General features: G+C 59.1%; 16 protein-coding genes. 6 read left to right on the forward strand and 10 right to left on the reverse strand.

The features are described 5' to 3' along the window. The first annotated feature begins 166 nt into the window (after positions 1 to 166). The 4 genes from U9J41_RS15140 to U9J41_RS15155 all read left to right on the forward strand — a co-directional run bounded on the left by U9J41_RS15140 (position 167) and on the right by U9J41_RS15155 (position 5,233). Positions 167 to 2,197 carry a TonB-dependent receptor plug domain-containing protein gene (locus tag U9J41_RS15140; RefSeq protein WP_322403023.1) on the forward strand — a complete coding sequence of 677 codons (2,031 nt, stop codon included), beginning with the start codon at positions 167 to 169 and terminating at the stop codon, positions 2,195 to 2,197. Between the two features lie 2 nt (positions 2,198 to 2,199). Then, positions 2,200 to 2,688 (forward strand): YfiR family protein, encoded by a 489-nt coding sequence (locus tag U9J41_RS15145; protein ID WP_322403024.1) that lies wholly within the window; start codon positions 2,200 to 2,202, stop codon positions 2,686 to 2,688. Continuing rightward, positions 2,685 to 4,550: a putative bifunctional diguanylate cyclase/phosphodiesterase gene (locus U9J41_RS15150; protein ID WP_322403025.1), complete on the forward strand. Its 1,866-nt coding sequence runs from the start codon at positions 2,685 to 2,687 to the stop codon at positions 4,548 to 4,550. The genes U9J41_RS15145 and U9J41_RS15150 overlap by 4 nt, the downstream gene beginning before the upstream one ends. 101 nt (positions 4,551 to 4,651) lie before the next feature. Further along, positions 4,652 to 5,233 carry a DJ-1/PfpI family protein gene (locus U9J41_RS15155; protein ID WP_322403026.1) on the forward strand — a complete coding sequence of 194 codons (582 nt, stop codon included), beginning with the start codon at positions 4,652 to 4,654 and terminating at the stop codon, positions 5,231 to 5,233. Positions 5,234 to 5,237: 4 nt separating this feature from the next. Here U9J41_RS15155 and U9J41_RS15160 read toward each other — a convergent pair whose 3' ends face one another. Both U9J41_RS15160 and U9J41_RS15165 read right to left on the reverse strand, forming a co-directional pair. Next, the gene (locus U9J41_RS15160) at positions 5,238 to 6,593 is read right to left on the reverse strand and encodes a GGDEF domain-containing protein (protein ID WP_322403027.1); all 1,356 of its coding nucleotides are present in this window, start codon (positions 6,591 to 6,593) and stop codon (positions 5,238 to 5,240) included. A gap of 102 nt (positions 6,594 to 6,695) precedes the next feature. After that, positions 6,696 to 7,361: a class I SAM-dependent methyltransferase gene (locus tag U9J41_RS15165; protein ID WP_322403028.1), complete on the reverse strand. Its 666-nt coding sequence runs from the start codon at positions 7,359 to 7,361 to the stop codon at positions 6,696 to 6,698. A gap of 161 nt (positions 7,362 to 7,522) precedes the next feature. Here U9J41_RS15165 and U9J41_RS15170 point away from each other — a divergent pair, with 161 nt between their 5' ends. Further along, positions 7,523 to 8,188 carry an endonuclease III domain-containing protein gene (locus tag U9J41_RS15170; RefSeq protein ID WP_322403029.1) on the forward strand — a complete coding sequence of 222 codons (666 nt, stop codon included), beginning with the start codon at positions 7,523 to 7,525 and terminating at the stop codon, positions 8,186 to 8,188. A 328-nt stretch (positions 8,189 to 8,516) separates the two neighbouring features. Here U9J41_RS15170 and U9J41_RS15175 read toward each other — a convergent pair whose 3' ends face one another. The 8 genes from U9J41_RS15175 to U9J41_RS15210 all read right to left on the reverse strand — a co-directional run bounded on the left by U9J41_RS15175 (position 8,517) and on the right by U9J41_RS15210 (position 18,823). Next, complete coding sequence (locus U9J41_RS15175) at positions 8,517 to 9,215, reverse strand: adenylate/guanylate cyclase domain-containing protein (RefSeq protein ID WP_322403030.1); 699 nt, start codon at positions 9,213 to 9,215, stop codon at positions 8,517 to 8,519. A 10-nt stretch (positions 9,216 to 9,225) separates the two neighbouring features. Then, the gene (locus U9J41_RS15180; protein WP_322403031.1) at positions 9,226 to 10,134 is read right to left on the reverse strand and encodes a TIR domain-containing protein; all 909 of its coding nucleotides are present in this window, start codon (positions 10,132 to 10,134) and stop codon (positions 9,226 to 9,228) included. A 34-nt stretch (positions 10,135 to 10,168) separates the two neighbouring features. Then, a complete protein-coding gene (locus U9J41_RS15185; RefSeq protein ID WP_322403039.1) occupies positions 10,169 to 11,152 on the reverse strand; it encodes a restriction endonuclease in 984 nt (327 codons plus the stop codon). Between the two features lie 83 nt (positions 11,153 to 11,235). Beyond that, a complete protein-coding gene (locus U9J41_RS15190) occupies positions 11,236 to 12,420 on the reverse strand; it encodes a GIY-YIG nuclease family protein (protein WP_322403032.1) in 1,185 nt (394 codons plus the stop codon). Next, on the reverse strand, positions 12,413 to 14,455 hold the full coding sequence (locus U9J41_RS15195; RefSeq protein WP_322403033.1) for a DEAD/DEAH box helicase: 2,043 nt from the start codon (positions 14,453 to 14,455) through the stop codon (positions 12,413 to 12,415). The genes U9J41_RS15190 and U9J41_RS15195 overlap by 8 nt, the downstream gene beginning before the upstream one ends. Before the next feature lie 2 nt (positions 14,456 to 14,457). Then, positions 14,458 to 15,396, reverse strand: coding sequence for a hypothetical protein (locus tag U9J41_RS15200; protein WP_322403034.1), 939 nt, complete (start codon positions 15,394 to 15,396; stop codon positions 14,458 to 14,460). Positions 15,397 to 15,467: 71 nt separating this feature from the next. Beyond that, complete coding sequence (locus U9J41_RS15205; protein WP_322403035.1) at positions 15,468 to 18,197, reverse strand: class I SAM-dependent DNA methyltransferase; 2,730 nt, start codon at positions 18,195 to 18,197, stop codon at positions 15,468 to 15,470. Then, a complete protein-coding gene (locus U9J41_RS15210; RefSeq protein WP_322403036.1) occupies positions 18,194 to 18,823 on the reverse strand; it encodes a recombinase family protein in 630 nt (209 codons plus the stop codon). Before U9J41_RS15210 ends, U9J41_RS15205 begins: the two co-directional genes overlap by 4 nt. 1,017 nt (positions 18,824 to 19,840) lie before the next feature. On the opposite strand from U9J41_RS15210, the gene U9J41_RS15215 reads away from it, so the two are divergent. After that, the coding region (locus tag U9J41_RS15215; protein ID WP_322403037.1) for an IS481 family transposase at positions 19,841 to 20,813 on the forward strand (973 nt) is incomplete at its 3' end.

Genomic DNA, 20,813 nt, shown 5'->3' on the forward strand with positions numbered 1-20,813 from the left:
CCCTCTTTTAATGCATTATGGAATGATGCGTACCATACACATATAAATTTGTCTTTTCGATGCAACTTCAGGTGCTATGGGACAAAAGTTTCTCTATAGTACTGATATGTGATTATTTGAAACAATTTAATAGAGACGGGCCGTTACCGCTGGCCTTCGTCACGTCATGTCCAAACGCATTCCGCGCCGCGCCGCCAAGTCCGTCATCGTGTGCACTGTCCTGCTCTACGCCGCCCACACGGCGCGGGCAGGCACGGGCGCGTCCGCGGCGGCCGGCGACGACATCCGGGCACTGACCACCATTCCGCTCGAGGACCTGATGCAGATGCGGGTCGTGACGGCCGCGTCGAAATTCGCCCAGCCGATCAGCGATGCGCCGTCGTCGGCGGTGGTGCTCACGGCCGCGGACATCCGCGACTTCGGCTGGCGCACGCTGGCCGACGCACTGGCCACGCTGCCCGGCCTGTACGTGACGAACGACCGCAACTACGCCTACCTGGGCGCGCGCGGCTTCCTCCGTCCGGGCGACTACAACAGCCGCTTCCTGCTGCTGGTCGACGGCGTGCGCATCAACGACGCGGTGTACGACCAGGCCCTCATCGGCACCGAAGGCCTGCTCGACATGGACATGGTCAAGCGCATCGAATTCGTGCCCGGTCCCGGCTCGGCGGTGTATGGCTCGAATGCCCTGTTCGGCGTGATCAACATCGTCACGCGCGATGGCAGCGGCCTGTCCGGCCTCCAGGGCTCGTTCACCGGCGGCACCCAGGGCGAGCGCAAGGCGCGCACCAGCTACGGCTGGCACGGGCAGAACGGCGCCGACCTGCTGCTGTCCGCCAGCGCCTTCAACCGCACCGGCAGCGACCTGTATTTCCCGGAGTTCGACACGCCCGACAACAACGCCGGCGTGGCCCGGCGCCTCGACTGGGACCGCGCGCAAAATTTCCTCGTCAAGGGCAGCTTTGGCGGCGTGACGCTGTCGGCCAGCCACGTGGCCCGCACCAAGGGCGTGCCGACCGCGTCCTTCGAAGCCGTATTCGGAGCGCCGAACCGCACGCGCGACACCCAGACGAGCATCGGGCTGACATGGAACGCCCAGGTCGCGCCCGCGCTGGCCCTCGCGGCCCAGGTGCAATCGGGCCAGGCCGATTACGTGGGCACCGGCTGGTATCCGGACGACACGGGCGTGCCCGTCCTGAACATCGACGGCGCCCATGCACGCTGGTACGGCGCGAGCGTGAACGCGACGCTGACGAACCTGCCGCACCAGAAGATCGTGCTCGGCGCCGAACTGGGGCGGGATGCGCGCCGCGACCAGTACAACTACGACGTGCAGCCGTATGCGCTGCAGCTGGACGACCATCACAGCGCTTCCCGCAGCGCCGTGTTCGTGGAAGACGAGATCCGCCTGCCGGCCGGCTTCCTCGTCAATGCCGGCGTGCGCTTCGACGACCACGAGACCCCGGACACGCATCGCTTCAGCCCGCGCGTGGCCGTCGTCTACAAGGCGACGCGCGCCGACACGGTGAAGCTGATCGCGGGCAGCGCATTCCGCACGCCGAACGCCTACGAGATGTACTACGCCACGTCGGGCCCGGAAGGCCAGCTTCCCAATCCCGACCTGCAGCCGGAGCGCGTCGCGACGCGCGAACTGGTGCTGGAACACACGCTCGCGGGCGGCGGCCATGCGACGCTGTCGCTGTTCCGTTACCAGGTGGATGACCTGATCAGCCAGCAGGACGACCCGGACAGCGGCCTGCTCATCTTCCGCAACATCGACCATGCCGACGCCCGCGGCCTCGAAGCGGCGCTCGACCGCGACTTCGGCCCCGTGCGCCTGCGCGCCAGCTATTCCTGGCAGCTCGCGCGCGGCACCGGCGGGGCACCGATGATCGATTCGCCGCGCCACCTGGCCAAGGCCAACCTCACGGCACCGCTGGGCTGGCGCGGCGGCCGCATCGGCGCCGAACTGCTGTGCAGCGGCAAGCGCCTGGCCGACCAGGGCGCGGCGGGCGGCTATTGCGTGGCCAACGTCACGCTCTCCGCGCTGCAGCTGCTGCCGCGCACGGAGCTGTCGCTGAGCGCGTACAACGCCCTCGACAAACGCTATGCCGACGTGGCCGGCCCCGCCTTCGTCCAGCCGACGCTCGCGCGCGAGGGCCGGACGCTGGCCGCGAAACTGGATTGGCGGTTCTGACGATGATCCGCGTCCTTTCCGTCCTGGCGATCGTCTCCGGCCTCGGCCTCGCGGCAGGCGCGTGCCGCGCCCAGGTCGACGGCCTGGACCTGAAGGCGGCCTACATCTTCAACTTCGCCATGTTCACGACCTGGCCGGACGGGAGCGCGAAAGCGCCGCTGGTCGTCTGCGCGAGTCCCGACAACCCGCTCTGGGCCGGCCTGCACGCCCTGAACGGCAAGGCGGTCAACGGCCGGTCCTGGACCGTGACGGACCTCGCGCATCCCAACACCCCGCACTGCGACATCGCCGTGCTGGCGCGCACGGCACAGCCGCCGGCGCTGCCTGCCGCGGGGATGCTCGTCGTGCGCGACGGCGCCGGCAGCAACGCCGCCATCACCCTCGTCGAGGACGATGAGCACATCCGCTTCGACATCGACACGCAGGTGGCTGCGCGGAACGGCCTGCGCTTCAGTTCCCACCTGCTGCGCCTCGCGCGGAACGTGCTATGAAGCCGACGACCGCGCGCCGCACCGGAGAACTGAGCCGCATGTTCGGCGTGGGCCAGCTGCTGGCCGCCGCCGCCGCACTGGGCGTCGCCTGCTGCATCCTGCTCGCCTACCAGTTCGTCGCCCTGCGCCGCAATCTCACCGACGACCTCACGGTGCAGGCGGCGATCATCGCCGACAACGTGGCGGCGACGCTGATGTTCCATGACGAGGACGCGGCGCACGAGATGCTGCGCTCGTTCCGCCACTCCTCGTTCCTGGCCGCCGCCACGGTGTACGACCGCCAGGACGTCGAATTCGCGGCCTACCGCAACGGCGCCGTCGAAGAGGCGCCGTCGCTGCTGCGCGACTGGACGCTGTTCGCGCCGCTCTCGGTGGCCCGGCCGATCCGCTACCGCGGCATGGCGCTGGGCCGGGTCGTGCTCACGGCCGACACGGTCGGCATCCGCAACGACCTGCTGCGCTATGGCGCCCTGCTGGCCCTGGCCTCGCTGGGGGCGCTGGTGACGACGTCGCTGCTCACGCGCCGCACCAAGGCGCGCATGCACCGCGCCGAATCCCAGCTCAAGCACCTGGCCTACACGGATACCGTGACCCACCTGCCGAACCGCCGCTGCACCTATGAAGCACTGGAGCTGGAACTCGCCATGCACGGCGAGATGGGCGGCCGCGTGGGCCTCCTGCTGATCGACCTCGACAACTTCAAGGTCGTCAACGACACGGCCGGCCACGCCGCCGGCGACCGCCTGCTGCGCCAGGTCGCCAGCGTGCTGCGCGCGACGGCGCGCCCCAGCTACCGCATCGGCCGCATCGGCGGCGACGAATTCGCCGTCATCGTCGCGCCGCTCGACGATCCGGCCGAGCTGGAACGCGTGGGCCAGCGCATCGTCGCCGGACTGCGCCAACCGCTGCAGGTCGAAGGCCTGGAAGTGATACCCACCGCGAGCATCGGCGCCTGCATCTTCCCGGACGACGCGCACACGATGAGTGAACTGCTCAGCAACGCCGACGCCGCCCTGTACCGCGCCAAGGCCAACGGCCGCGACACCGTGGCGGTGTTCGAACGCGAGATGATCCTCGCCACGCAGCGGCGCGCGCGCCTCGACCGCGACCTGCGCCGCCACCTGGAGGCCGGCCTGCTGGAACTGTGCTACCAGCCGCAATACGCCTGCGGCTCGCGCAAGATGGTCGGCGTGGAAGCGCTGCTGCGCTGGCCGCATCCCGAGCAGGGCTATATCTCGCCGGCCGAATTCATTCCCGTCGCCGAGGAGACCGGACTGATCGTCGAAGTCGGAAAATGGGTGCTGGAACGCGCCTGCCTGGACGCCGTCGCCCTGTACCGCCAGACCGGCACCTGGCTCAGCATGGCGGTGAACGTCTCCGCACGCCAGCTGCGCGACAAGGACTTCATCCGCGTCGTCGAGCACACGCTGGCCGCGACGGGCCTGCCTCCGGAGCGCCTGGAGCTGGAGCTCACCGAGAGCATGCTGATGGAAGACCTGGACGTGGCCGTCGACTTCATGCACAACGTGCGCGCGCTGGGCGTGCGGCTGTCGATCGACGACTTCGGCACCGGCTATTCATCGCTCGCCTACCTGCAGACCTTCCCGATCAACCACCTCAAGATCGACCGCAGCTTCGTCCGCCTGCTGCCCACGTCCGGCACGACGATCGCCGGCGCCGTGATCGCCCTCGCGCACGGCTTCAACCTGACCGTGGTGGCCGAGGGCGTCGAGGAACCCGAGCAGTTCGAGTGGCTGCGCCAGGCCGGCTGCGACTACGTGCAGGGCTATCTGCTGGCGCGCCCGCTGCCGCTGGCGGCCCTGCGTGCGCGCATGCTCGAGGAACGGGTGCCGGCGGCCTGACGGCCGGTCCGGCGCGGCGCGATCGGCGCACGGCCACGCAGCGTTCCAAACGATGGTATCTTGTCGGGGCAAGTCCGGGGAACCCTTACAAGGAGAACGCGATGGCGGCGAAGAAGATCCTGTTGTTGACTGGTGATTTTGCGGAAGATTACGAGACCATGGTGCCGTTCCAGGCACTGCAGGCGGTGGGCCACACCGTGCACGCCGTCTGCCCCGGCAAGAAGAAGGGCGACAAGGTCAAGACCGCGATCCACGATTTCGAAGGCGACCAGACCTATACCGAAAAGCCCGGCCACCAGTTCGCGCTGAACGCCGATTTCGCCGAGGCGAACGCGAACGATTACGACGCGCTCGTCATCGCGGGCGGCCGCGCGCCCGAATACCTGCGCCTGGACCCGCAGGTGATCGCGCTGGTGCGGGGCTTTGCCCACGCCGACAAGCCGATCGCCGCCGTCTGCCACGGCGCCCAGCTGCTGGCGGCCGCCGACGTCATCCGCGGCAAGCGCGTGTCGGCCTACCCTGCCTGCGCGCCCGAGGTGCGCATGGCGGGCGGCGACTATGCCGACATCCCGGTCGATGCGGCCGTCACGGACGGCAACCTCGTGACCGCCCCGGCCTGGCCCGCGCATCCGCAGTGGATCGCGCAATTCCTCAAGCGGCTCGGGACCGAGATCGCCCTGTGATGCGTCAGGCCGCCTCTGCGGTAACAACCATGCCCATCGGCGTATGGGCGCACACGCGGTCGCGGCCGCCCTGCTTGGCGCGGTAGAGCTCCTCGTCGGCGTGCTTGATGACGACGCCGACCTCGTCACGCTCGTGATGCTGGGCCACGCCGAACGATGCCGTCACGCCCAGGCCCACAGGCCACGTCTGCCGGTGCAGCGCATGGCGCAGGTTTTCGGCAAGAATCTGCCCCTGGTACACATTGGTCATCGGACAGACGATCAGGAATTCCTCGCCGCCCCAGCGCACGAGCCGGTCGGACGAGCGGATGCCGGCCGCGATGACGTTGGCGAACTTGCGCAGGACGTCGTCGCCGACGTCATGGCCATGCGTATCGTTGATGCACTTGAAATGGTCGATGTCGATGAAGATCACGGCCATCGGATCGGACATCAGGTTCGACGTGCTCATCAGCGCCGCACGCAGGCCCTGCCGGTTCAGCACGCCCGTGAGCGGATCGATGTGGGCCTGCCCGGCCAGGTCGCGCGCCTCGAGCTCCAGCGCCTTGTTGACCTCGCTGAGCAGCGCGATGGCCGCCTTGCTGTCCTTGAGCTGGGTGCGCAACGACAGCGTGAGAATCGTCAGCCAGACGACAACGCACAGCACCCATGCGGCCACCAGCCCCATCAGCAAGGCGTCCCGGCTGATCACCTTGCCGTGCAAGCGCAGGCTGTGCAAAGTAAACACGTGTTCGCCTTCCTTGCCCCCGCCACTGAGCATCAGTTCGGCGCGCGCGACGTTATCGAGTCCGACGGCGGAGTGCTCCATCGTCGGCTTGACCATGTCTTTCCACCATTGCGCCACGCCAAACCATTTCATCGGCACGAGCAGACGGCCGTTCGGCGGCAGATCGAGGGCGTCGATCTGGTTGATCTTGTAGGTTTGCCACTGGTCGAGCTTGGTCAAGCCGTCCTCGGCATCGGCGAGAACCAGGCCGAATCTCGACGTTCCCGGTCCGGCATACTTCCCGTCGATGGTCAGATAATCCAGACGGGACATGTCGATGCCCCTCCCGCCCTTGGTGAGGTCGAAGGTGAGCTTGCAATAAGGCCACTCGCTCTTCCTGGCGATGCGGCAATGCACGATCAGGTCGTGGCCCTTGCGCTCCAGCGTCCCCACGGAAGCGCCGCCACCCCCGCGATCGTCCTCGATGTTCACGGGGAAATGATCACCAGTCAGCTCGACAACTTTTTCCATGCCGAAATGCTGCCAGCAGAACAATACAATGGTGACCACCAGCAAGCCGCCGAACACATGGCGGGCATGGTCGAGGAGGCGGACCAGTGGCTGGAGCGAAGATTCTGGGGTAGAGGTCGACATAATGACCTGAGTAAAGATTACTTGAGGCATAGCAAGATACCTCACCATTTCGGGGCATGCAAGACAAAGGCATGGTTCCGTTCCATGTGTTGTGTTTTGGCGTTATGCCGTAAGACAACAGGCAGATGCCGGCGTGTACTCGAGAATATGGTATTTATGCCAATACTCCCGCAGGCAAAACCCGTGCAGCGGTGCCAACCAGGCTTCATCGGGCAAATATAAATAGACGAGGATGACCTTGCGCGGCTGCGCCCGCAGCGCGGCATCGATATTGGCGAGCACCTGCTGCAATACGGCGTGTGCGAACGGATTGAAGAAATACAGGACCAGGTCCCCCGGCGGCAGGTCGAACCGCGTGGCGTCCGCATGCACCGCCGTTACCTCGCCGGCCTTTCGCCGTCGATAGCGTGCGATGTTCTGCTCGGCCCTGCAATGCAATTCCTCGCTGAATTCGACGCCGATCACCCGCCTGAACGGCAACTCCCCGGCAATCAACAGGGTTCGCCCCTTGCCGGAACCAAAGTCGACGAAGGAAAAATCGGCATGGCGGATTCCCAGCCGCCTGAGCACCTGGCGCAGCGAATGCACGGGCGACGGCTGATAACGCTCGCCATGCCGTTTATTCTCGCTGGCGATGGCCAATCCGGCGAGATCGGCAAATGTGCTCGTGTCCGTGCCGTGCCGGGCATCGAAAAAATGGATGGTGAATTTTTCGAGGAGCTGGCTGGGCAGGAAGCGCCACCAGGACGCGCGTGCGAAGGTCGGCATCGAATCTCCTCAAGTCCGGGAAAATCACAGTATGTCCAAGCTGGCGAACGAGGTTATGCGCGTTATCGCCGGATTCTTGTCTTGTGCGACACAGAACGGAAGCCGGCATGCGAACCGCTTATGCTGGGCGCTTCATTGGGTGATGATGCCAGAGGTGACTCATGGAAAAGCGTCCATTCGATATCGGTATCGCCCTCGAACGCATCGAGGACGCGGTCGCCCCCTGGCCCAAGGCGGCGCTCTTTCAATTGGCCGACGAAGGCTATACCGCCACGTTCGAGCAACTCCTGGCCTGCATCATTTCGATCCGCACCTACGACGAAGTGACGCTGCCGGTGTCGCGCAAGCTGTTCGCCATCGCGCGCACGCCGGCGGCCGTCGGCCGGCTATCCTGGGAAGAACTGGATGCCCTGATCAGCCCCAGTACGTTTCATGAACGCAAAGCCAATCAGATCCTGGCCATCGCACGCGACGTGGAAGAACGGTTCGGCACCACGCTGCCCTGCGACCGCGACGTGCTGCTGTCGTTCGCCGGCGTCGGTCCCAAGTGCGCGAATCTGGTGCTGGGCGTCGCGTGCGGAACGCCCGTCATCAGTGTCGACATCCACGTGCATCGGGTGACCGGGCGCTGGGGTTATGTGCAGGCGCCGACGCCCGAGAAAACGCTGGCCGCGCTCGAAGCGACGCTGCCGCAGCGGTATTGGATCGATATCAATCGCTTGCTGGTGCCGTTCGGGAAGCACATTTGTACGGGGAATCGGCCGAGGTGTTCGGGTTGTCCGGTGGTGGATATGTGCGAGCAGGTGGGGGTGGGGGAACATCGCTGAGGTCCAGTAAGAAAAGGCGATTAGCGCGCTGCTAATCGCCTGATCTTTATCCCGTATTTGGTAGGCCTCCCCGGAGTCGAACCGGGCACCAACGGATTATGAGTTTGCCAGCAAAACCAGGTCCGTAGGTAAATCGAGGTCAGGTAAGCGCAGGTTGGTGAAGGCAATAGTATACAACGAATCAATGAGTTAGCGAAATTTAGATAAATCGACAGATCGTTACGAGTGTACTGTAGCTGTACCGAACCACCGACGAAGCATGGTTGCTCAAGCGTATACATCTGTCGCAAGCACCTAATTCAAGCTACCGCTGAGCTGGAAGCAGTATTTAGGCGAAGGACCACCACCAATTTGAACGATAGATCTTCATGTCACTCATTGGCGTCCAGAATCTCTCTTCCCACATGGGCTTGCCGTTTGATATCCGGAGCGACGAAGACAAGCCATCGTATAAGGCCTTAGTGATCCGTGTGGGATAGTCACTGGACAACGTAGTGAGTTTGGCAGCGTAGTTTGCCGCTCGCCCCACCCACACAAGGTCATTGTCCCCGCGCACACCGGTTCGAACCGCTCGGAGATCGCTTATGTCGATGCCTACGGTATGCTTGATACGAAACTCCGAGTTTTTGTACACCACCTTCATCTGCGGCTCTATTATTTGAAGTTCCGCCCAGCGCAGCTTAAGGGCAGCCCTAGCAGCACGGTCTTGCTTGTTCTCGCCAATAAATATTGCCATGATTCTGTCGCCGTCATACGCAGTAATATCGCCGTTTTCTGATTTTATTATTCGAGCAGCACATAGCAAGAAGGTCTTATAAATCTCCGCGGCAGCCTGCCACTTCATTGTATCTACCATGCTGGTAGAGCCATCCAGATCCGCGTAGAGGACTACCGCCTGCTCAAGCAATGTCCCTTTATTGCCCAATCCAACATCTGATGGAACGGGCACGACACGGCCCTTTGTCTCGCTCCAACTATTCTTGAAAATCGCCCCTATTTGTGATGTGAGATCGTCTTTAAGCGCCATTGATTTTTACCTACTGCGGGCCAAGTGAGTTGATATGGTTACGAAGCGCGTTCACAGCAGGTGCGATATGCGAAGCTTCATCCTTGCCTGGCACATACCGATATGCGATAGTTGTGACCCCAGCCATGTCGCTGGGCAGCTTAACTTTTTCATCACGTGGTTCCATGAGAATCGCACGCTTCCTTCCCAAGCGCCCCATAAACAAGCCTAATTCGAAGATCACATTATCACGAGGGGTCGGCCACTCTGTTCCACGCACTTCCGTGATGTCGTCGCCGTGCGCAACGGCTATCGCGAAGTCAGACTGGTCAACCTCATCCTCAAGCGTTTGCAGCGTGTAGTTCGTAACCTTAAAAACACCTTCGCTCCATAAGATTACGTCAAATTTATCGTATTGAAGTCCGTTATGAATTAGGCGTGCCACTGGCAAGGCTTCTGCTGAGCAGATTATGAACACACGGATTTTCTCGTGCGTAGCCTTAACGAGATTATTCCGCTGCAACAGGCGCCGAGCTAATTCTTTGGCCACTGTCTTGTACATCACTGGGTGTACCTGTCCCAGAGCGTCGAATTCTGCCTCACTAATACGAGCAACCAAGGAATCATGTGTAGCTGAGATCGTGGCAGCACGTCGCTGGGATGGTTCGATCGCGCCCATCTCGCCCACATGATCGCCCGCTGTGCGGTTCGCCACTTCCCGTCCGTTGACACAGACACTGAAACGACCAACCAAGATGAAGAAAACATCATTTGTTTGGTCATCCTGTTTGATGATGGATGTACCAGGCGGAACAGCTATAAGTTCGACGATGTCGGCAAGCCTCTCAGCAAGCTGATTATCGCCGGCTACCAATTTTTGTGCCTTTAACGCCTCAATTCGAAGTCGGCGTCCACTATCGCCGGAAAATCTTTCGAGCATAAATTTCTTTTCAATCCCTAGTAGTTGCAAGCACTTAAACGGGCCAATACAAACGTTTTAAGGGAATGATCCGCTTTGTCTCAGCATCAGTCGCGTGATAGTGCTCGATCAAGGCTCGAACAAGATGATCCAGTGTCCACATAGCGAGAGGTATTGATGCTCGATCGGCCTCATATTGAGCATCTTTTGAACCCCCCCCGGTGCTGACGTATAACCCCCTGTCATCTTTATGACGACCTCCTAAAAAACTGCGGATTTCTTGGCTCCCCATCTGCCCTTTTCGATGCTTTACTTCCACCACAATTCGGGGATGTTCAAAACCAAAACCGTCAGGTGAGGCGACGATGTCTTTCCCGCGATCCGAGCCCGGCGGCGAGACCTGAGTTTTGTAGCCCATAGCACGGAGAATCCCAGCAACTAACTGCTGCATCTCATCCCAATCGAGCTCATTGACGCGATCTTTGATTCGTTCAAGGGCCTGAGCATCAATGTCCGCCAACGAATCAAGAACGGACTCTTCCGCCTCCTCTTTTACCGATGTTGAGGGCGTTCCTTTCAGCGCTTCTATCACCTCAGCCGCCGCAATTGAGGGGACTTCGAATACGGTAAGCGTGGATCCTAGGCTGTTCTTGCTGCCTGTGCTAAGGCTATCCCGTGGCAACTCGTGCGCCTGCCATAGAACCATGCGCGCAAGCGACAGGCCTTGTTCAGCCCACTCAGGATGGTGTTCAGCCTGACCGCGAACCCTACCGATTGAATATAAGCGGTTGGCGGGGGAGTAGGTTACGATCCAATCACCATCTTGGATTTCGTTCACGAAGCGCCAGACCTGGGATGCCCCTGAGACGACAGTTCCAATTTTCGCTTCTGGCTCAGCGGACTGATACAGTGCGATTAGCTGTTTGCGCCCAATGCCGGGCTTGGCGTGCGCGGCGAGCTTACTCCAACCAATCGCCGCGACACCACGATCCCGAAACGAGTCATAAAGACTGCCTCCTTCGCCTCGCACCATCCACATTCTCTCCTTCACTCACCACTCCCATGTCGACTCAATTTAGCTTTCGAGAAAACACGACCCTGTAGTACGGGCCCAATACCGAGCTATGCCTTTACAAGCTTTGCAGAGGCAGGATCGTAGATATAGCCGGTGATGCTGCCATCCTTGATACGCGCAACCGCCTCGTCTATGACGAATAACGGCACAAGAAACCACTCCTCGGGTTGCACGGGACGCCCGAAGCGATCGTTGATAGTGATGTTTAACCGCGCCGAGGCGAACAACCTGTGGAACAGGTTTTCCATCCGGGTACGATTGATCCCTGCGAGCTTGTAGGTCGCAACGACCTCGACCTTTGCGAGAAGATAGGTCGCTTCGTTTTCGGCGTTGGCGACGCGCGTTTCAACCCTCCCGCCGGTCACGCCCACCTTGTGGATAATGTCGCGGTGCTGCGCGACATACGGATTATCGGACAAGGAGCGCAGGACGTAGATCGTTCCGCTCTCGACATCATCGGCCTCAAACTCGCCGCCGAAGGAAAGTTGTCCGCTCTCGGGCGAAGTAAGCCGCCGTGCGGCGGGGTCGTCGTAGAATGCGCGCTGAAGCGAGCGTAGAAGCAGATTGCTCTCAGTACCATTGGAGAAGATGAGGCGCAGGCGACGGTCCACTTCCCCGGCGGTAGTTTTCAACGGCTCGCCGACCTCGGCAACGTAGAGAGTAAGACCATCGAGAACGAAAAAGTCTCCCGCTTCAATTGCACGGCGGCCCGCTTCGATGGGCTGGGACTGACGCAGACCGGATTTGACTTCCACTTGTACGCGCTCGAACAAGAGCCGGAAGGTCTCGAAGTCCTCGCAGGGCTTGCGATCCGCGACCTCATCGGCAGCACGCTTCTCCGCGCTAGTACGGACATGGCGCAAAACCGTGATGTCGTCCGCGCCGACAACATCTGCTAGTTCGGCAGCCAGATCGTCGATATCGATAGTTTCGTTTATCGAAGAGTCAATGATCGGTGCCCCAGCAAGCAAACCCTGATGGTCCAGTGGCTCAAGCAGGGTGCGGCAATCCGGGAGTGCGCGTAGACGGTCGAGTCGCACTGCATATAGGCGCTCAAATATCTCGCGGTCTTCGCCATGCTGCGGCGGACACCCATGCTGCTCCGTGAAACGTTGGATTTCCTCGAAGCCAGAAATCACACGCTCTTCAATGGCCGGGCGGCCCTCTTTCTTCTCCGGCGGAGCGAACTCGGCCAGCTCTGCCGCAAGGTCGTCGAGATCAGAGTTACTCATAGCGTCCCTCCGCCCTGAACCGCATAAAGGCTGCCGCACCTTCAGCAAGATGCTTTTCCCAGGCATCCTGTGAGGTAACCGATGGAGCCCGCCCACGCTCGCGTTTGAACTCAACCGCACGCTTGGCGATCACTTTGGCATCTTCAGGCGTAATAGAGGTGCGTTTGGCCGAGATGGCCGCCGCGACCTGCTTCAAGCTTTCCTCGCTCATTGTCTTAGCGAGGATGGCATAGGCTTCGCCAAAGGGGTTGATGCGGTCGATAAGGTCAATGTCCAGCTCGCGCACGTCCATCACAAAGCGGCGAACGCCGTCGATTAGGGCGGTGTTGGGCGAGCCGTTACTCTCGCCTTCTATGACAAGCCGCTTGGCCTGCTGCGTGAGGTTGAGGGCGGCGATGGCATGCTGGCGAACTGCCTCCTGATCTTCGGCATCCAGCTCAGGATACTTGTCCTTGATGATCTTGCCCAGGCGAACCTGGGTCAGCTCCTCGGGCACCAATTCCTCATCGAACAGGCCGCGCTCGATGGTGGACTTGTCTTGAACAAAGGCCGCGATGACTTCGTTCAGGTCTTCCTGACAAATTCGCGCTGCCTCCCTGCTCTTGGGCTCGGCAAGGCCCTTGATCTCGATCTGGTAGGCCCCTGTCTGCTGATTGACACCGATGTTGCAGCGGTCCGGGTCATAGTCGCCCTCGCCATAGTTAAAGCCTGGCGTCGAACCGCTATCAGGATTCTTGGACTTGAACTCGAAACGCGGGGCAAGAACCTGCTCCATCAACAGGCTCGCCGCGATGGCTTTCAACGTGTCGTTGACGGCCTCGGTGACAGCTGCCTCGGTCGCATTCGGCTCGGCGATCAGATTGGTGAACCTTGCGCGCTTTTTGCCCGGCGCGTCACGGGTAGCACGGCCGATGATTTGAACGATCTCGGTCAAACTGGCTCGGTAGCCCACGGTCAGCGCGTGCTCGCACCAAATCCAATCGAAGCCTTCCTTCGCCATGCCCAGCGCGATGATAATGTCTACATGGTCGCGGTTGTTCTTCTGCGCCGGGTCTTTGAGAGAGGCGGACACGCGGTCGCGCTTGGCGGCATCGTCATCGACGAGATCGGCGATCCGCAGTACGCGGCCATCAGGGCACTTGACACGTTGGAAGCCGGTAACAGAGTCGATGCCCTGCCACTCGCCTAACGCCTCGATGATGTGCTCCACTTCCCGCATTTTGTCCTTCGTACTCTCACGCGAATTGACATTCGGGATGTGAATGATGGTCTTCGCGGCGGGATCAAGAACATTGAGGATGTCATCGACATAAGACCCACTGTAGAAGAAGTATCCGATGTCGAGCTGCTTGAGGTACTCGTAGCCGTTGAGCTGTTCGTAGTAGGTGTAGGTGACGGTATCGAACTTCGATTCGTCTTGCGGAGCGAGCACGGCCTCCGCATCGCCCCGGAAGTAGGAGCCAGTCATGGCAACGATGTGCGTCTTGCCACGCGCGATGAAGTGCCCTAAGTGCAGGCCGAGCTTGTTGTCCGGATTGGCTGAAACGTGGTGGAACTCATCGACTGCGATCAGGCGGTCATCGAACGCCTCTACCCCATAGGCATCGACCGCGAAACGGAAGGTGGCGTGGGTGCAGACAAGCACCTTGTCGTCGCCTTGGAGGAACGCGCCCAGTGACTTGACCTTGCCGCCGCCGTCATTGCCCGGCGCGTTGCACAGGTTCCACTTGGGTTCGACATGCCAGTCAGACCAGAAGCCGTACTTCGACAGCGGCTCGTCGTTGAAACTGGCACCGATTGACTTTTCCGGCACGACAATAATCGCTTGCTTCACGCCCTGATTCGTCAGCTTGTCGAGTGCCACGAACATTAGGGCACGGCTCTTACCCGATGCGGGCGGCGACTTAATAAGCAAGTACTGCTCACCCCGCTTTTCGTAGACGCTCTCCTGCATTGGGCGCATACCAAGAGCGTTAGCCTTCGTCGAGCTGCCATTTCGGGCATAGGAGACTGAGACGGACGGAATAAACACCATGATTAGATCAGCCCCCCGAAACGTCTACCACCAGACATTTTCTGTACATTCAAGATCCTATGACCATAGACAAGCTCGAAATCCTCAAGCTCCATAGCGGTCAACATAAAGTCCTTACCATCTTGTTTAAAGACCAATACCTTGCCGTCGTAGACACCAAATCCATGTTCTTCGGGCATTGGAAGTGTCATCTTTTCCATTCCGTTGTCATTCTCGCGATAGTTCTTTGTGACCTTCGGCCCTACTTCGGTTGTGAAGGTGATCGCCCCAATATTGGTTGAGGAGCCCTTGCTCTTCTTAAGACCAAAGAATTTCCGGAACCCATTAGGGGCAAAGATCTGATTCCCGGGTTTATCAGGTCCGCGATTCTTTGTAACGTAGCCTGCCTCAATCCAGAAGCCTTTCGTTGAGGCTGCCGCCTTAGTCGGTCTGGCCGTATCGCGCTCACCTATTAGATCCGCCAGTCGTTCTTCATAGCTCGCTGCAACTGCGTCTAACGGAGAAGCACTCTTCCACAGCTCATCAAACACAGAACGTACAGATTTAATGTGCTGATCAATATCGGCTTTATTCTTAGCAATTATTGACGAGCCTGCCTCAATACTCCGTCGAAGTCCATTGTTCGAAAAGTTGCCGGAGCCGAGCACAATCCCTTGAACTTTTGTCTTCGAATTCAACAACATCGTGACCTTCGCATGGAAATCGCGACGCGGAGCAAATCCAGGACGAGCCACAACAAACGTTCCGTCGAAAATCTTCACTTCCGTATTGGGACGTTCCGCAATTTCTCGAAGTGCCCGTGGATCAGTCCGACCGTAGTCAATACCGAACAGCCAGCGCGACTTGGTTGTTGTCCAAAACTCTTTCCCAACGCTTAGTTCAAATGCGCGGAAGCCCGACTGAGTCGCATAAGCGAAGCATCCAAAGAGGTCGTCTGCCAAGATCGCCTGCCTTAGCCGCGATATCTCAGAGAGTGTTGTTGTACCAGCGGAATTACTGTGTACGAAGCAAGTCATTTGGCGACCACCTTACGATACAAACTGAACAAACTTTCCAACCTATCCGTATCATTCTTCATCCGCCTCCCGAAATAGATTCTTTCGACCAGTTCGTCATTTTTCCGATGCACTTCGCGCAAGTCGTCGGGCATGGTTTTCTGGTCGTAAAGCTCAGCAATAGTACAAGGGAAATATCTTTCGCGCGCAAGAAGTATGTTTTCAGAGGATCGAATAAGATCACTTTCGTTCTTCTCCGTTAGAAATGGCACTGGAAAAGTGTTCCATCCCAACGTATTCGAGTACGAGAAGTCAGTGCGCATACGGACACAAACGGTGCCGATCCATACCCAATGAAGGCGGGAAGCAATTAGCGCCAAGTTCCAGAGGGGCGCATCATAAAGGGCAAAGTTCCTATCACCAATAATGCAATCCGCAGAAACTAAGTCGACCGGCAGATAATCGCGATTTTCAGAGGATACCCGGGGTACTACAATCGCTGATCTCTTTGCAGTGCCCGCGATTTGAACGAAGCGATGGGGTAAGTCCGCAAATGCGCGCGTTGATTCCGCGGGAGACCGACTCCTGTTATCGGCGACAAGGACTAGCCGGTCGGCTATGAGTGCGTCTTTCTTGGCTCGCTCAACTTCTTCGTCTTCTATCCACAAACAGAATCGAAGCTTGCCGTTGATCAGTTCATCCGAGCCAAGAAATCGGCGAACATAGCTTCCAGCAGTAGATTTCTGTCGGAGCTCACGTGCTTCCTCAGTTGTAAGGAACAGGTGCCCTCCGTCCCTGGGCATGTTACCAAACAGCATAATGGACTGTGGCCCTAACGGCCGGTTCGCTTTGGTCACCGCATCCGGCATATTTGGCACGAGATACGGCCCAATAACTTCACACTCGCGCACTAGACCATCGTCTCCAAACAAGCATTTCGATGACGATGACCTCGGCCCTAGGCCAATGATGATTACAGTGACACCAGCATTATGAACCGCAAGGTTCTTCCACGTGAACGGCGTGTGAGCGAATCGCAGCTCTCTACCCTGGTGTGTGACAACCGGCCATATTTCGGATGCCTGCTGCCCCTGACATATGCTGTTAGTAGTGACAAAGGCCGCCATCGCTTCTGGTACTGCTTTGGCGTATTTCAGGTACGCAGCGATCCAACCCGACACGAAATCGGTTGTCTTAGCAAGGTGTGGATGCTCAGACCAAGCGTGGGCGAGATCTGACTTCTGCTCTTGGTCCTGCCATTTACTCCCTCTATATGGGGGATTTCCACAGATATATGTCTCTCCACCCTCGTTCTCGAAATCAATCTGCATCTGTTCGAGTGGGGTCTGGAACAAGTCATCGCTGAGGACCTTAACTGCACTGCCGGTTGGGGGGCAAATGGTTAGCCAGTCCAAGCGAAGCGCGTTACCGCACGTAATCCAGTTCTCATGGCGCAGCGGCAAAAATTCTAAGAGGGCCAACTTTTGGCCTCGATACAACACATCGCACTGGTACTCAGCAATGATCAACGCGAGGCGTGCAATTTCAGCCGGGAAGTCACGCAGCTCGATTCCGCGGAAGTTCGTCAATGGAATCTCAGTTGCCCGATCGGGCTCACCGCGTCGCTTATTAATTTCCGACTCAATGGCGCGCATTTCCTTGTAGGCAATGACAAGGAAGTTGCCAGAACCGCATGCAGGATCAAATACTCGAATCCTTGCCATGCGCTTTCGCAGATTTAGCAGTGTGCGTTGGTTTTCTCCGGCTTCTTTTAGCTTTGCACGTAAGTCGTCAAGGAACAACGGGTTCAGCACTTTGAGGATGTTGGGAACGCTCGTGTAGTGCATTCCTAATTCACCACGTTCTTCGTCGTCGGCGACGGCCTGAATCATCGAGCCGAAGATGTCGGGATTAATCTTGGTCCAATCCAATCCGCCGACGTGAAGTAGGTACGACCTGGCGATCTTGCTAAACCGGGGCACGGTATCGCTACCAGTGAACAGTTGGCCGTTCACGTAGGGGAACGCTTCTGCCCAACGGGGTATGTTGGCAGCATCGCGTTTCTGTCCTGCAGTGTCCATCGCGCGGAAAAGCGTGGAAATTACCTCATGCGTGTTCGAAGAATCCCTTTCCGTCATCGTTGCCACGGTTTCCGTGAAGCGGGCCTTATCATTGAAGATGTCCGTGTCTTCAGCAAAGAAGCAGAAGATTAGCCTTGCCATGAAGTGATTCATGTCGTGGCGGCGCTCCGGACTTCCCCATTCAGGATTGTCTTTCAACAGTTCGACGTATAGGCGATTCAGGCGGCTGGTGGCCCGGATGTCGAAAGCGTTTTCGCTGATCTGGCGGACGATACTGATGCCCGCCAGCGGCAGGAAGAAGCCGAAATGGTCCGGAAAATCTTTGAAGGCGCAGACCACTGTCTCGCCGTTGGTCAGGTCTTCGGCTTCGAAGTCCACGCCGTCGGTGGCGAGCACGAACTTGGCCTTGCCCTTGACAGTGGCCGGGCTTTCCTTGAGGGCCTTGAGCGTCGTCGTGACCTGGCCCACACTGCAGGGCAGGATGTGAATGTTGCTGGTCTGTAGAACGCCACCCAGATCGGACTTATTCGATGCACCAGCGCGCAGGCGCTTGATGGTAGTCGCCTTGTTGCCAAAGGCTTCAAGGAAGGCATAAGGGAACTCTGCGGGGTTAAAGGGCTGTTCCGCAAGGTCTGTGACGGCTTGTTCAATTTCTACTGCATTCATTCGACTTCTTGCCTTTGTGACTTTTTCCCGTTTGCGTCCGACTGAGCCTCACTAGCCGGTACAGCGCTGCGAGGAGCCACCTTGTAAATGGTTGTCCGTGAGACTTTATAGCGTTGAGCAATCTGACTGACCGGGATGGTCAGGTCAGACATCAGCCGTTTGATCTCTCTAATTTGTTGCTTATCTAGCTTTGGCCTTCGACCACCAACCCGGCCTCGTGCACGTGCTGCGGCCAAACCTGCCTGCGTGCGTTCCCGAATCAAGTTACGCTCGAACTCAGCAAGAGCGGCGAAGACGTGAAAGACCAACTTGCCAGCCGCGCTCTGCGTCTCGATCCTCTCCGTCAGGCTCTCGAAGCTGACCCCCTTCTGCTCTAAGTCACTGACGATACGCACGAGATCCGGCAGGCTTCGACCCAGGCGATCTAGCCGCCACACGACGAGAGTATCGCTTTCACGCAGCGCCTTGAAGCACGCTGCCAACTCCTTGCGCTCTGCCTCCTTGCCGCTCGCTTTGTCCGCGTAGAGACGGTCGTAGGAAATGCCAGCCTTGTACAACGCGTCGAGCTGCAAATCGAGGTTCTGGTCGTCCGTCGAGACTCTGGCGTACCCGATGCGCTGTCCCATTGGCCGATCTCCGCGTTCCAGACACAAAAATGTCCAACAAACGTGCGTTTGCTGGACTTTGATAACTTGACAGTTATTTTAACGGCCGAGGAAGACTTTGAATAGGCAAAACCGCCCTAGGCAGCGATCGCCCAACAAACGGCCGTTTTCCGAACATCAAGCGCATTGTGAGACCATAGGTGGGTAGCCTGGACGCGGCGTACCGGACACATCTGGAGGGCTGCGGTTTCTCAAATCGAGGAATAAGCAGCTGCGCTCCCAAGGGGAGAGGCTGGGCAGCCAGGCGCCGAGCTGAGCGAGGCACGTGGTTTTACCCACATTAGTCAGCTACTCAAAATTGGGAACCGGCGCGGCGCCGGCGCTGGTCAGCAGCTACTGAAATCGAGGAATAAATAGCTGTGCTCCTAGGGGAAGAGGTAGGCCAGCGGTGCGCAAGATTGGGGCCAGGCACGCGGTTTTATCCACGCTAGGCAGCTACTCAAAATTGGGAACCTGAACAGCGCGGGCGCTGGCCGGCAGCTACTCAAATCGAAGAATAAACAGCTGTGTCCCCGAAGGGAAGAGGTCGGCCTACGGGGCTACAATCTGGGGCCTCGGCTCGCGGTTTTACCCACGCCAGACGCCTACACCAGCTACTCATAATGAGGAACCGGCAACGCGCCGGCGCGGGCCGGCAGCTGCTCAAATCGAGCAATAACAGCTGTGTCCCCGATGGGAAGAGGTAGGCCTACGGGGCTTCAATCTGGGGCCTCAGCTCGCGGTTTTATTCAAGCCAGACGCCTACGCCAGGTACTCATAATGAGGAACCGGCACGCGCCGGCGCAGGCCGGCAGCTACTCAAATCGAGCAATAAACCGCTGTTGCCCCGAAGGGAAGAGGTAGGCCTATGTGTTTAGTTTCGTGTGATCATGTGCCTCGGCGCAGCTGGCCTTTGTTCCGTGCAAAAGCTATGCTGAGCGAGTTGATTGCTGGGTTCAGCAGTCCCGGCATTCAAACGCACCAGGAGCAGTTGGCAGCATGAGTTCACGCATTCACCCGCAGGCCCGTACCACCCCGAAAATTCGCCAGGAGATCAAGGATTCCGGCCTCTCTTCCAGGGAAGCGGCCAGGGTCTTCAACGTCACACGGGCAACGGCCCAGAAGTGGCTGGGGCGCGATGATGTACAGGATCGCTCCCACCGTGCGCACACGCTGCATACGACCTTGAGTGCGGCCCAGGAAGCCATCGTCCTGGCACTGCGCCAGTCGCTCTATCTGCCGCTCGACGATCTGCTGTTCATCACAAAGCAGTACATCAATGCCGACGTTTCCCGCTCTGGCATCGCCCGTCTTCTCAAGCGCGAAGGCATGGCGCGGCTGGAGGATGTGATCCCGAGGGCCGAGGGCGAAACGATCGCGCCAAAGAAGACCTTCAAGGACTACGAACCAAACTTCATTCACATCGACATCAAGTATCTGCCGCAGATGCCGGACGAGACCTCACGCCGCTATCTGTTCGTCGCCATCGACCGCGCGACGCGCTGGGTCTTCATGCACATCTACGGCGACATGACCGAGACCAGCAGCGTCGATTTCCTGCGTCGACTCAAGCTGGCTTCGCCCATCAAGATCAGCAAGATCCTCACCGACAACGGCTCGCAATTTACCGACCGCTTCACTACCAAAGACAAGAAACCCAGCGGCAAGCACGCCTTCGACGTGGCTTGCGCGGCGCTTCCTGCCGAGCATCGCCTGGCACCGCCGCGCCACCCGCAAACCAACGGCATGGTCGAGCGCTTCAATGGTCGTATCAATGAGCTACTGCAGCAAACCCGTTTCGATAGCCGGGCCGACCTGCAAGCCACTTTGCAGAACTATCTAAAGCTGTACAACCACCATATCCCGCAACGCGCCATCGGCAGCAAAACGCCCATCCTCGCGCTTAAGGAGTGGCAGCAGAAGCGACCTGAATTATTCGTCAAACGCGTTTATGATCAAACGGGACTGGACA

It is taken from the genome of Massilia luteola (assembly GCF_034420155.1).
GTDB lineage: Bacteria > Pseudomonadota > Gammaproteobacteria > Burkholderiales > Burkholderiaceae_D > Telluria > Telluria luteola.